Here is an 11,045-nt window from a genome sequence, read left to right on the forward strand (position 1 = left end):
TCCCATAACCATGAAACCCGAGGTTGCTGTGAACCCAATGTTGAGCCGCCGTGCCATGCTGTCCGTCACCTTCGCCACAGCAGCAGGTTTTGCCCTTGCTGCCTGCGGCGACAGCGCGAAGGACGAATCCACTCCCGGCACCGAAGGTGCTCACGCCGAGGCCAACGCCTTCCCGGTGACGATCGACCACAAGTTCGGCTCCACCACCATCGGGCAGGCGCCCAGCCGCATCGCAGCGGTCGGTATCGGCGACGCAGACGTTCTGCTTTCCCTCGGGCTGACGCCCGTCCTGGTCCCGGTGTGGAAGGGATCGACCGACGACGGAATCGGAGTCTGGGCCGACTCGGCAGTCCAGGGCGCCGAGCCGACACCATTGGCCAACGCCACCACCGATTTCGACATCGAAACGATCGTGGCAGCAGCGCCTGACCTGATCATCGCCGTCAACAACGCGATCGACGAGGATCTGTACAAGCAGCTCAGCGCCATCGCGCCGACTGTGCTTCACGCCGCCGATCAGACGGATTGGGTGCTGCCCTGGCAGGAAGTCACGACCCGCATCGGTACGGCTGTGGGCGTTCCCGCGCAGGCAAAGCAGGAGGTCCAGGAAGTCGAAGACCTCATCGTTCGCACCCGCGCGGAGAACCCCCAGTTCGAAGGCAAGACAGCAGCTCTCGTCATTCGCTGGAGCGACGGAAATCTGCGGGCGTTCAGCCCCGAGGCAGCGCGCGCTCAGTTGCTCACGCAATTGGGATTCACGGCTCCTGCCGCACTGAAGGATCGGTTCGCGGGCAAGCTGAACTACGAGATCTCCGCCGAGAACTACGACCTCCTCGAGTGCGACTACCTGCTCTTCGACAACTACGAAAAGGCGCGCCCCGAGATGCAGACGCAGCCGGCGTTCACCAATCTGAACGTGGTCAAGACCGGCGGCCTGATCAGCTTGGACCCCATCGTCAGTGACGCGGTGTCCATGCCGAACCCGCTCACCATTCCGTTTGTGCTGGAAGATTTTGTAGCAAAGATCAATCAGACGATCGCGGGTCGATAACCTTCGTTCGACCGGACCACACCCACAACACCACAGCCGACACGGCCACGCAGACAGAAACGATCACCCATGGTGACGCCGGCGCTGCGTGGCCGTTGTCGACTAGGTCGTACACGAATCCGACTCCCACGGTTCCCAGGAGCGCGAGCAGACCGCCGATCGTGTTGAGCATGCCGAAGTGCGCTCCGAGGTTGCTTTCACGACCGAGGATGGCAATGGTGTCTCGCATCGGCGGCACCATCAACATCTGTCCCAGGTGCAGCAGCCCGATCCACACCGCCAGACCGACTATCTGCGTCGACGCCGAAGCTGCGGATTCGACGCCGGTGACCAGCGGAACCAGGAACGACACCGAAATGAGCACAAGCCCGAAGGTGATCGCGCGTCGATGCCCGATGCGGTGGGCAACCGCGACCGTCGGTCCCTGCCCGACGATCACCAACACCGCTGCGCCCACGTAGAACCATCCCAGCGCCGACTGTGAACCGATACTGCGCTCGAGCTGTTCCGGCAGCATCAGGTACAACTGGCTGTACGCAACCAGCTGAAAACTGCAGAGCGTCGCGAAGAGCAGAAAGTTGTTGTTGGTCAGCACGCTTCGCCAGACGTCGCGCAGCGTATAGGTCGACACCGGGCCGTCGTGTGCATCGCCCGGCCGCGGGAACCAGATGAAGAACCCGACCCACATGATCGCGAACAGCAACGCCGCGCTCGACGCCGTCCACGAGAACGGAAACATCAACAGAGCAGCACCCAACGCCGGACCGATCACGGTTCCCAGACGGCTGCACATCTGTTCCACTGCAAACAGATCCGTACGACGCATGACTCCTGAGGTCTCGAGTTCGCGTCCGTATTCGGCGTTGGCCGACTCCACTGCGGGCGCGAACAGAGCCGCGGCGAACCCGACCAGAAGCACACCGACGATCACCGCCGCCATACTCTCGGCCAATCCGAGCATCAGGAAGCCGACCACGCGAACTGCGATGCCCAGCAGGATGATCGGACGCTTGCCGAACCTGTCGGCGAGGCTTCCACCGATGAAGAACATGCCCTGCTGACTGAACATCCGGAGTCCGAGGACCAGGCCGACAATCCAGGCCGCGAATCCGAGGTCCTCCGAAAGGTGCACCGCGAGAAAGGGGACAACCAGATAGAACCCGATGTTGAACAGCACCATCGAAAGAAGGAGCAACTTCACCACCGGCGGCAGGACACGAACCTTCGCGAAGGTCTTGTTACCGGGGAAACGCTCACTGAGTACCACGACCAGAAGACTATTGCCCGCGCGGTGTTCTGTGGAAATCTGCCATTTTGCAATTGGTTAACTGTCCGTTTAGGTAGCGATGGTAATCATCTTCCGGGGGTTCGAGCACACGACAACGAGAGCCGGGATTTGATGAATGGATTGACGCGCCGTCAGATGGTCAAGGCGATGGCGGTAGCCGCAGGGACAGTCACCGCAAGCGCATTTACCTTGGGTGCCAATACCTCCGTCGCGGGGGCGAACCCCGCGCAGGAGATCAAAGTGCTCTCCCTCAATACCTGGCACGGCGGAACCAAGATCAACGGTGGCCTGCAGCTGATCGCCGACATGATCATCTCGACCCAGGCGTCGATAGTTCTCCTGTCGGAAGCCGGCACTGCGACAACTGTATTGGCCGACATGCTGACCAAATCAGGAACCACCTTCTACGGAGCAGCGTCCTCCGACGTGGGGATTCTCTCCAAGTTTCCGATCGAGGAAACAGCCGACCTGAACTCGATGATCAAGGCAGTCGTTACGGTCGACGGCAAACAAATCGCTGCTTACTCAGCACATCTGGCCTACACGTCCTACGCGACCTATCTACCGCGCGGATACGGCGCGGGTGTTCCTACGCCTGGAGAGTTCTCCGAGTTCGGCTGGAACAAGATGCCGTCCGGTCCGGTCACGGACCCCGAGACGGTTCAGCGTGTGAACGTCAATTCGGGACGACCCCTGGCAATTTCGACGTTCATCGACGATGCGGCCGCAGAACGGGCGAAGGGCAGATCCGTCATCCTCGGCGGCGATTTCAACGAACCGTCGGCCCTGGACTGGACCGACGGCACGCGAAATCTGTTCGACCACAACGGTGTCGTCATTCCGTGGGAATCCACCCGTCTGCTCGACCAAGCCGGATTTGTCGATGCATACCGCAGCAAGTACCCGAACCCGGCTACACACCCGGGCTTCACCTGGCCGTCCGACAATCCCGACGTCGACACCTCACAGCTCACCTGGGCACCCGAGGCAGACGAACGCGATCGGATCGACTACATCTTCGCCGACCGCGCTTCCGAGCTGAAGCTGGGATCTGTAGGAATCATCGGACCCCGAAAGACGATCGTGCACAACAAAAGAGTGGAGGAGAACTCCCAGGACAACTTCATCGCTTCACCGACGCCGTGGCCGACCGATCACAAGGCCGTTCTTGCGACGTATCGTTTTGCCAGCTTCGGCGGCGGATCATCTACCGGTTCGTGGAGCGGTTCCTGACAGGGCATCTCGTAGCCAGTCGATCATCATCGGCGTCAACTCGGGCAGCTTGGTCACTGCGCAGTGCCCCGCATCCGGGATGACGTGTACCTGCGTGTTCGGGCGCTCTTCGAAGAGTGTTGTGTCCGAGAGCGGGATGTGAACGTCGTCGGCCCCGTTGACCACAAGCATCGGGGTCCGGCCGTCGTCGGCGGTCATCAAGACACTGCGATCGAACGCACGGAGACCCTGTACCAGCGCCTCTTTGGTTGCCGGGGCATCGAAACCCAGTGCGTTTCCGACGATGTCGCCCATGCCGTAGACCAGGCGCTCGGCGTTCGCGGTCTCGAACGCACCCTTGACCGGGGCGCCGATGTTGATCACCGCATCGACGGCGCCGGTCAACCCCGAGCGCACGGCGAAGTTTCCACCGAAGGAGACTCCCAGGTGCGCCACCTGCCCGTTGCCGAGAGCGCGAGCCGTCGATACGAGCCCGTCGATCACCTCGTCACCGAAAGCATCGAGAGGAACGGGTGATTCACCAGTTCCCGGCTGATCGAAAGCAACAACCGTCACCCCGGCGTTCTTCGCGAACGCGCTGGCCAACGGATGCATGTCCATCTTCCAGCCGTCGACGCCGCCGCTGAGCAACAGGACGGGTGCGTCTTCGTACCGTCCGTCCGCCGAGAGGATGTGTACCGGTAGCTCGATCTCGCCGTTTCGGTAGGGCAGGGAGAGGATTCGACGCTCGAACTCGAGCCCGAATCCTGGTGCTGCCTTGACGTATTCGTCCACCTGATTGCGCAGAGCCCGTCGACGGGATTCGTTGGCCAGCACCGGGAACTTGGCGATTCCGTAGATCATCGCTGCCAGGGAATGATTGCCGGCCGCGGAGTACTTCGCCGCCAGCGCCGACCACTCGTACGACCAACCACCCGGCGCGTCGGCCCAGGTCGAGTCGATGGACGCGCGCAGTTCCTCGAGATCCGAGACGGGGAGCCCGAAGCTCAGAAACTGTCCTGTGCGCTCTTCGAAGAGGCCTCGGTGATCGACAGGAAATTCGTATGACATGGGAAAACACCCCTCAATTCATCTCTAATGCAACGATCAGTTGCATTAGCTCAGTGAACCACGTGTCTCCAGCTAACACAACACCTTGTTGCGATAAGGTTTACCCATGACCTCGACACCACAACGGCCCGGAGGGCGTAGCGCCAGGGTGCGCGAGGCCGTCCTGGCTGCCACCGCGGCCGAACTGTCCGAACGCGGATTTGCAGCGATGAGCATCGAGGACATAGCCGCCCGTTCCGGAGTCCACAAGACCACCATCTACCGGCGATGGAGCACGCTGTCCCAACTGGTGGCCGACGCGGCTGTCGAGGTGTCGGCAACTACCGTCCCCATCCCGGATACCGGTTCCATCGAATCCGATCTGCGCGAGATGGCCAGATCGATAGTCGCACTGGTGACAAGCGAGTCGGGCGGCGCGTTGGTGGCTGCACTGTTCTCGGACGCAGTTCGTACGCCAGAAGTGGCAAGACTCAAGCGCGAGTTCTATTCCGCACGTTACGAACTGGCCGACATCGTGGTCCGCCGAGCAGTCGAACGCGGGGAAATCTCCGAGAAGGTCTCAGCTGCTGATCTTCTGGCGGCCGTCGCCGCGCCCATCTACTATCGCCTGTTGGTCGCCGATCTACCTGTCGACCAGTCGGTTGCCGATCGCGCTGCTGCCGGCGCGCTCGCTGCGGCGCACGCCGGAGCACTCGATCAGACCGAATGAGCCAGTGAATTCAGCGCTTCCACGATTGCCTCGTTGAATCCACCCCCGCCATGCCCGGCGTCGTCGAGCACCACCAACTCACTGCCCGGCCAACGCTGGTGGATCGCCCAGGCAGTGTCGAGTGGTCCGGAAATGTCATACCGGCCGTGCACGAGAATCGCGGGAATCTCGGCGAGACGGTCCATTCCGTCCAGGATCTGATTCGGCGCGAGGAAGCAATCGTTGGCCCAGTAGTGCGTGACCAGCCTGGTCATCACCCGACGGAAGTCCGGATTCTGGTATCGAACACTCGGAGTCCACCCCGGCATCAGCGACACATGTACGTCTTCCCAGCGGCACCACTGCACCGCAGCATTTTCCCGCACAACAGGATCCGGATCGGCGAGCAGTCGCGCGTATGCCGCCGGGAGATTCCCGTCACGCTCTTCCACCGGCAGCGGCGCGACGAACTCTTCCCATTCACGCGGAAATATCCTGCCCATGGCACGGGTGATCCATTCGATTTCCACTCTCGTCCCGCCGGTGATCGCGCCCAAAGCCATCGCGATCACCCGCTCGGGAAACGCTTGGGCGTACACCAGACCCAAACTGACGCCCCAAGAAAGGCCGGAAACGATCCATCGTTCGATACCGAGATGTTCACGAAGACGCTCGATGTCGTCGAGGATGTGCGCCGTCGTGTTCACGGTGAGATCGACGTCCGGGCTACTCGCGAGAGGAAGGCTGCGCCCACAGCCTCGTTGATCGAACAGAACTGCGCGAAAGGTTTCGGGATCGAAAAAACGCCTGGCGCCGACAGTGCACCCGGAACCGGGGCCACCGTGGAGATAGAGAACCGGGACACCGGCCGGGTTACCGACGGTCTCCCAGTAGAGGCTCTGACGATCGGGCACTTCCAACAGTCCCGACTCGTACGGTTCGACGGGCGGGTACAGGACAGCGCTCATAGGCGGTAATTCTTCCATCAACCGACGTGTCCGGTAAGCAGCACGCGTCCGGGCTATGGCCTAGCGTGGACAGGACACCTCTGCGACGGGAGTACACCAGATGCGTGATGGGTTCAGGTTGCCGGGGTACGGCGGCGCCGCGGTATTCCTTCGCAGTCATGCGGTACCCGCCGCTGTCTTCGAATCCGACGTACCCACACTCGTTTTCGACGTAGGCCTGCTCAGCCCCGATCGGTTCAATCAGTATCTCAGCAGACACACCGACGAAGGATTTGTCGAACGGCTGGCGGCGTTCTTCTTTCACGCGGCCGCAGACTTTCATCCCGAGAAATCGCTTCCGGCGTTCACCGACGAACGACTCGGGCTGATGATCTCGGTCTGTTCCAGCACCGATCGAGAGGTGGAACTCGACTTCTCACTCGCCGAGGATCCCGAATCGGAGGACACCGAACGCGACGAGATGACCTTCGAGACAAGCCGAGTCGTCCTCGCGACCTCGGCTCAAACGGTTTCTCGACTCACCGGTGGAGTAACCACCCACTTCGACGGAGAGTGGTGACGACATGGGATTCCTCTTCGAGGTTCTCGATTTTCCCGACGGCAGTCGGATGACCGACCTGTGGAACAACACGTGGGCCGAGCCGGCAACCGGAGAGGAGATCGCGTCCGGCCACTTCATTCACCTCGGAGACGATCAGCACGTCGACGTGGAGACAGATTTTCTCAGTAGCCACCTCCCCTTCAACGTGGCAGGCTTCGGCGGAGTCTTTCCCGACGGCAAACCCTGGATGTTCGTCATGCAGAAGGCACCGGCCGACCTCGCGACCAGGCTGCGCGGTGAGGACGATCCACACTCGCTTCTGCGCGGATCACTCGACCGCGCCATGTCTTTCAATCCCGATGCACTGGTGGCCGAGGAATTGTCCTGGAGGCATGACGATCTGGTGAAGGTGTACGAGGAAGAGGGGATCCCAGCAGCATCCATCGCCGGCTGGTCGGCCGCGGACCTCCTGCGCGGCCTCTTGGCGCAGTGTTGTAATGCCGAACTTGCCGCCGTCGTCGCCGGATACCCCGAATGTGCCTACCCCGAATCGGCGCATGCGTGCGAAGCAGACGTGTTCTCCGACGTGTTCGCCGGTTGGGTCAGCGGACTGCGGTGATGTGACGGAGGAGACCCCACCCTCTCAATATTTCGGAGTAGACTCATTTATGAGCGTGATCCGAAATGAGACGAGGTGAGCGGGATGACGAAATCGAACCAAGAGTTGGGTCGTCGTGAACGCAACAAACTCGAGAAGCAGACACGCATCTTCGACGCCGCGGCCGAACTGTTCGCGGAAAAGGGCTACAGCGCAGTCACAACTCAAGAAATTGCCGATCGCGCCGATGTAGCCGGTGGCACCCTCTTTCGTTACGCCGCAAGCAAAGCCGAGCTACTGCTCATGGTGTACAACGCGGAGTACCGCAAGCAGATCGAACTGGGAGAAGAGCGTGAGGCCAAATCGACGGGCACAGAAGATCGTGTGCTCGAGCTGGTTTCACCCCTGCTGATCGCGAGTCGCCGAAACGACGAGAACACCGGCATCTACCAACGCGAAGTGTTGTTCGGCGAGCCCAGCGAGTGTTTCCGGGCCGAAGGTCTGGAACTCTCGCAGCGCCTGCAAACGCGGATTGCGCAAATCTTGCTCGAGGGGCACCCCAACCACACCACCCGAACCATCACTGCAGCGCGAACGATTTCCAACGTGCTGCACTTCGAAATAGCCCGCGCGGCATTGGACCGGATCACGGCTGACGAACTCACGAACATCGTTGCCGCACAAGTTCGATTGACGCTTGCCGGACTACCCACCGAAAAGGATTGAGGATCGAAAATGACTGAACTGAAGCAGATCACCGTTCTGGGTACCGGAGTTCTCGGCTCGCAGATCGTCTATCAGACCGCCTATCACGGATTCGACGTCGTCGCGTACGACATCAACGCCGAGGTCATCGAAAGGGCCAAGGCTCGGTTCGACTCGTTGGCCGCGGCCTACAAGGCCGAAAACGTCGAGGGCGCCAAGGAAGGCAAGGCCGACGAAGCGCTACAACGTATTACGTACTCGTACGATCTCGCCGAAGCCGTGACCAAGGCCGATCTTGTCATCGAGGCAATTCCCGAGGACATCGCCATCAAGCGCGACACCTACGAGAAGCTCGCCGCAGTAGCTCCTGAGCACACGGTGTTCGCAACCAACTCCTCGACGCTTCTGCCGAGCGACCTCAAGGAGTTCACCGGCCGCCCCGAGAAGTTCCTCGCACTGCACTTCGCAAATCACGTGTGGGTCAACAACACTGCCGAGGTCATGGGCACCGAGTCCACCGACCCCGCCGTGTACCGCGAGGTCGTCGAATTCGCGAAGAACATCGGCATGGTGCCGATCGAACTCAAGAAGGAGAAGGCGGGTTACGTACTCAACTCACTCCTGGTCCCGCTCCTCAATGCAGCATCCGACCTGCTGATCGACGGCATCGCCGATCCCGACATGGTCGACAAGACGTGGCGTATCGGCACCGGAGCCCCGTTCGGCCCCTTCCAGATCATGGATGTCGTCGGGTTGACCACCGTCTACAACATCTCCTCCCAGGGCGGCGAGAAGCAGCGCGCGTTCGCCGACTACATCAAGAAGAACTACATCGACGAAGGCAAGCTCGGCGTCGCTGTCGGCGAGGGCTTCTACAACTACAAAGGCTGATCAAAAGCCGGGCTGATCAACTGCAGGGCTGATCAACCAACAGAGCTGATCAACCAACAGGCTCACCGCGCGGTGGCTACGACGTGAATTCACGTGGTAGCCACCGCGCGGACGTCTGTTGTCAGTAAGTCCGAAACCACCCTGAGCGATTGTGACGCAAGCTTCTTCACGTGCGAACCCATCCTCAGGAGAGATCCCCACATGCGTCGTTCCGCCATCTCGGCACTCACAACACTGGTACTGCTCGGCGCCGGAACACTGGTCAGCACACCCGCTGTCGCCGCTCCCCTCGCGTGTGGCGGAATCTCCACCGGTTCGTTCTCAGGCTCCGCCGGCGGCTCGGAGTACCTGTGCGCCAAAGAAGGTGACCTTCTGGACGTGCGCATCGGCGACGTTCATGCGACGCAGCCTTCCCTCGGCTACGACGAGGTGTACTACAAGCTCGGGCGATACACGCTCGGAAAAGATGCGATCAACAAGAAGTTCGACGACTGGTGCGAGGCGAACGGCCAGATCCAGGCTGCGACCGCTACTCCTGCCTCGACGCTGAAGGACCCGTCGTCCTTCACCTGCCAGATTCCAGTGGGTCAGGAAACCGCCGAGAGCATCGCGCCCATGAAGACCGTGGTCGTCGGACCCCGCGGCGATCTCTACCTGACCGACGGTCACCACACCCTCACGTCCTTCATCGAGACGGCCGACGGAGGCCCCGACCTGCACGTGCGACTGCGGGTTCTCGGCAACCTCAGCGGCCTGAGTGAAGGCGCCTTCTGGACCGAGATGGAAAAGAACAAGTGGGTCTGGTCGCGTGACGTGGACGGAAACCAGGTACCGGTCCAGTCCCTGCCGAAGAGCGTCGGCCTGGCCAACTTCGCCGACGACAAGTACCGCAGCCTGATGTACTTCTCCCGCGACATCGGATTCGCCGCCGGCACGATTCCGTTCCAGGAGTTCTACTGGGGTGCGTGGGTCCGCGACGCCGCGCCCGTCGACCTCACCAACTGGAATCGCGACGACCTCTCCAGCTACCTGGCCACCGTGAAGTCGGTGACCAAAGCACAGACCGCGTTGGCGGGTGATGCCGTCGTCGACAGCGGGTTCACGGCCGCCGATCTCGGAGTCCTGCCGGCCTGGAACGACGGCAAAGCGGAGTCCAAGGGCGAGTTCGCAAAGCTGTCGAAGCCGTACACAGACGACAAGCCGGGCAAGATCGCCTACGCACTTGCCTACAAAGCAACCCTCTGACCTGCTCAGATCCAAGTCACACCCAGCAGACTTGACTAAGGTAAGCCTCTACTCAGTAGTCTGATCCCATTCGGGTGCCGCTTCATCGAAGCAGCGACGCCCTGCCCTGACGGAAACCATGCCGTCGTATCTGCCCGGTCGAACAATCTCCGGGCAACCAGGACAGGGAGAAGGTTGCTGCAGTGAGCACGTCCATCGTCGGTTTGTACGACCCCGCAGATGACAAGAGCAGTTGCGGGGTCGGGTTCATCACGCGCAAGGACGGCGTGCAGACCCACGATGTCCTGATCAAGGGCCGCGAAGCGCTCTGCTCGGTTCCGCACCGCGGCGGTATGTCCTCCGAGGGCGTCGGCGACGGCGGCGGCGTCTCGGTGGACCTCTCCCTCCGGTTCTTCCGCAAGGTAACCGGGCGCTCCGACCTTCGCGCCGGACGCTTCTGCGTCGGCAACTTCTTCCTTCCTGACGACGACGCCCAGCATGCACGCGCTGCCGCCCTGGTCGAACGTGAACTTCTCGATCGCGGTTTCACCACTCTCGCAGTGCGCGACGTCCCGGTCGACAACTCGGCGATTCGGCCGGCCGCGATCGCGCATCAACTTCCGGTCAGGCAGTGGATTTTCGAGGTCCCCACTCCGCGTCCCGAGCCTGCGGTAGTCGATCGCCTCGTGCACGAGGCCCTGCTCGCCATCGAGGCCATCGCGTACAACACGCCTGCACTACGCGGTTTGTACCCACTGTCCCTCAGCGCGAGGACTCAGGTTCTCAAGGGCCGCTTGAACTCCGACGA

11 protein-coding genes and 1 pseudogene are annotated in these 11,045 nt (G+C 61.4%); 9 read left to right on the forward strand and 3 right to left on the reverse strand.

Annotated elements, in window-relative coordinates:
* The first annotated feature begins 37 nt into the window (after nucleotides 1-37).
* Nucleotides 38-1,051: an ABC transporter substrate-binding protein gene (locus tag ABX74_RS03730; RefSeq protein ID WP_223257822.1), complete on the forward strand. Its 1,014-nt coding sequence runs from the start codon at nucleotides 38-40 to the stop codon at nucleotides 1,049-1,051.
* On the opposite strand, the gene ABX74_RS03735 is transcribed toward ABX74_RS03730, so the two are convergent.
* Nucleotides 1,026-2,318 (reverse strand): MFS transporter, encoded by a 1,293-nt coding sequence (locus ABX74_RS03735; RefSeq protein WP_047888268.1) that lies wholly within the window; start codon nucleotides 2,316-2,318, stop codon nucleotides 1,026-1,028. The genes ABX74_RS03730 and ABX74_RS03735 overlap by 26 nt on opposite strands.
* 132 nt (nucleotides 2,319-2,450) lie before the next feature.
* Between ABX74_RS03735 and ABX74_RS03740 the strand changes: the two genes are divergently transcribed.
* Nucleotides 2,451-3,572, forward strand: a complete 1,122-nt coding sequence (locus ABX74_RS03740) for an endonuclease/exonuclease/phosphatase family protein (RefSeq protein WP_047888269.1) — start codon at nucleotides 2,451-2,453, stop codon at nucleotides 3,570-3,572.
* Here the strand turns inward: ABX74_RS03740 and ABX74_RS03745 are convergent.
* Entirely contained in the window at nucleotides 3,543-4,622 is a 1,080-nt protein-coding gene (locus ABX74_RS03745) for an alpha/beta fold hydrolase (RefSeq protein WP_047888270.1), read from the reverse strand. The genes ABX74_RS03740 and ABX74_RS03745 overlap by 30 nt on opposite strands.
* Before the next feature lie 106 nt (nucleotides 4,623-4,728).
* Between ABX74_RS03745 and ABX74_RS03750 the strand changes: the two genes are divergently transcribed.
* Nucleotides 4,729-5,331, forward strand: a complete 603-nt coding sequence (locus ABX74_RS03750; RefSeq protein WP_051253138.1) for a TetR/AcrR family transcriptional regulator — start codon at nucleotides 4,729-4,731, stop codon at nucleotides 5,329-5,331.
* Here ABX74_RS03750 and pip read toward each other — a convergent pair.
* A complete protein-coding gene (pip, locus tag ABX74_RS03755) occupies nucleotides 5,319-6,278 on the reverse strand; it encodes a prolyl aminopeptidase (protein ID WP_047888271.1) in 960 nt (319 codons plus the stop codon). The two genes, ABX74_RS03750 and pip, sit on opposite strands and share 13 nt — an antisense overlap.
* 100 nt (nucleotides 6,279-6,378) lie before the next feature.
* On the opposite strand from pip, the gene ABX74_RS03760 reads away from it, so the two are divergent.
* The 6 genes and pseudogenes from ABX74_RS03760 to ABX74_RS03785 form a co-directional block, all read left to right on the forward strand.
* Nucleotides 6,379-6,837 carry a hypothetical protein gene (locus ABX74_RS03760; protein ID WP_019745870.1) on the forward strand — a complete coding sequence of 153 codons (459 nt, stop codon included), beginning with the start codon at nucleotides 6,379-6,381 and terminating at the stop codon, nucleotides 6,835-6,837.
* Nucleotides 6,838-6,841: 4 nt separating this feature from the next.
* A complete protein-coding gene (locus ABX74_RS03765; protein ID WP_020909569.1) occupies nucleotides 6,842-7,438 on the forward strand; it encodes a hypothetical protein in 597 nt (198 codons plus the stop codon).
* A gap of 84 nt (nucleotides 7,439-7,522) precedes the next feature.
* Nucleotides 7,523-8,143, forward strand: coding sequence for a TetR/AcrR family transcriptional regulator (locus ABX74_RS03770; protein WP_029256575.1), 621 nt, complete (start codon nucleotides 7,523-7,525; stop codon nucleotides 8,141-8,143).
* Nucleotides 8,144-8,152: 9 nt separating this feature from the next.
* Complete coding sequence (locus ABX74_RS03775; protein WP_029256576.1) at nucleotides 8,153-9,013, forward strand: 3-hydroxyacyl-CoA dehydrogenase; 861 nt, start codon at nucleotides 8,153-8,155, stop codon at nucleotides 9,011-9,013.
* A 201-nt stretch (nucleotides 9,014-9,214) separates the two neighbouring features.
* A complete protein-coding gene (locus ABX74_RS03780; RefSeq protein ID WP_047888272.1) occupies nucleotides 9,215-10,258 on the forward strand; it encodes a ParB/Srx family N-terminal domain-containing protein in 1,044 nt (347 codons plus the stop codon).
* Between the two features lie 182 nt (nucleotides 10,259-10,440).
* Nucleotides 10,441-11,045, forward strand: a pseudogene (locus ABX74_RS03785) (glutamate synthase large subunit); the annotation flags it as partial.

The organism is Rhodococcus sp. ARP2, assembly GCF_001029585.1.
Lineage (GTDB): Bacteria > Actinomycetota > Actinomycetes > Mycobacteriales > Mycobacteriaceae > Rhodococcus_F > Rhodococcus_F erythropolis.

Bases quoted from the DNA above. Each gene is read 5' to 3' on its own strand.
- ABX74_RS03730 (WP_223257822.1), top strand. From the start codon at position 38: ATGTTGAGCCGCCGTGCCATGCTGTCCGTCACCTTCGCCACAGCAGCA.
- ABX74_RS03740 (WP_047888269.1), top strand. From the start codon at position 2,451: ATGAATGGATTGACGCGCCGTCAGATGGTCAAGGCGATGGCGGTAGCC.
- ABX74_RS03745 (WP_047888270.1), bottom strand. From the start codon at position 4,622: ATGTCATACGAATTTCCTGTCGATCACCGAGGCCTCTTCGAAGAGCGC.
- ABX74_RS03750 (WP_051253138.1), top strand. From the start codon at position 4,729: ATGACCTCGACACCACAACGGCCCGGAGGGCGTAGCGCCAGGGTGCGC.
- pip (WP_047888271.1), bottom strand. From the start codon at position 6,278: ATGAGCGCTGTCCTGTACCCGCCCGTCGAACCGTACGAGTCGGGACTG.
- ABX74_RS03760 (WP_019745870.1), top strand. From the start codon at position 6,379: ATGCGTGATGGGTTCAGGTTGCCGGGGTACGGCGGCGCCGCGGTATTC.
- ABX74_RS03765 (WP_020909569.1), top strand. From the start codon at position 6,842: ATGGGATTCCTCTTCGAGGTTCTCGATTTTCCCGACGGCAGTCGGATG.
- ABX74_RS03770 (WP_029256575.1), top strand. From the start codon at position 7,523: ATGACGAAATCGAACCAAGAGTTGGGTCGTCGTGAACGCAACAAACTC.
- ABX74_RS03775 (WP_029256576.1), top strand. From the start codon at position 8,153: ATGACTGAACTGAAGCAGATCACCGTTCTGGGTACCGGAGTTCTCGGC.
- ABX74_RS03780 (WP_047888272.1), top strand. From the start codon at position 9,215: ATGCGTCGTTCCGCCATCTCGGCACTCACAACACTGGTACTGCTCGGC.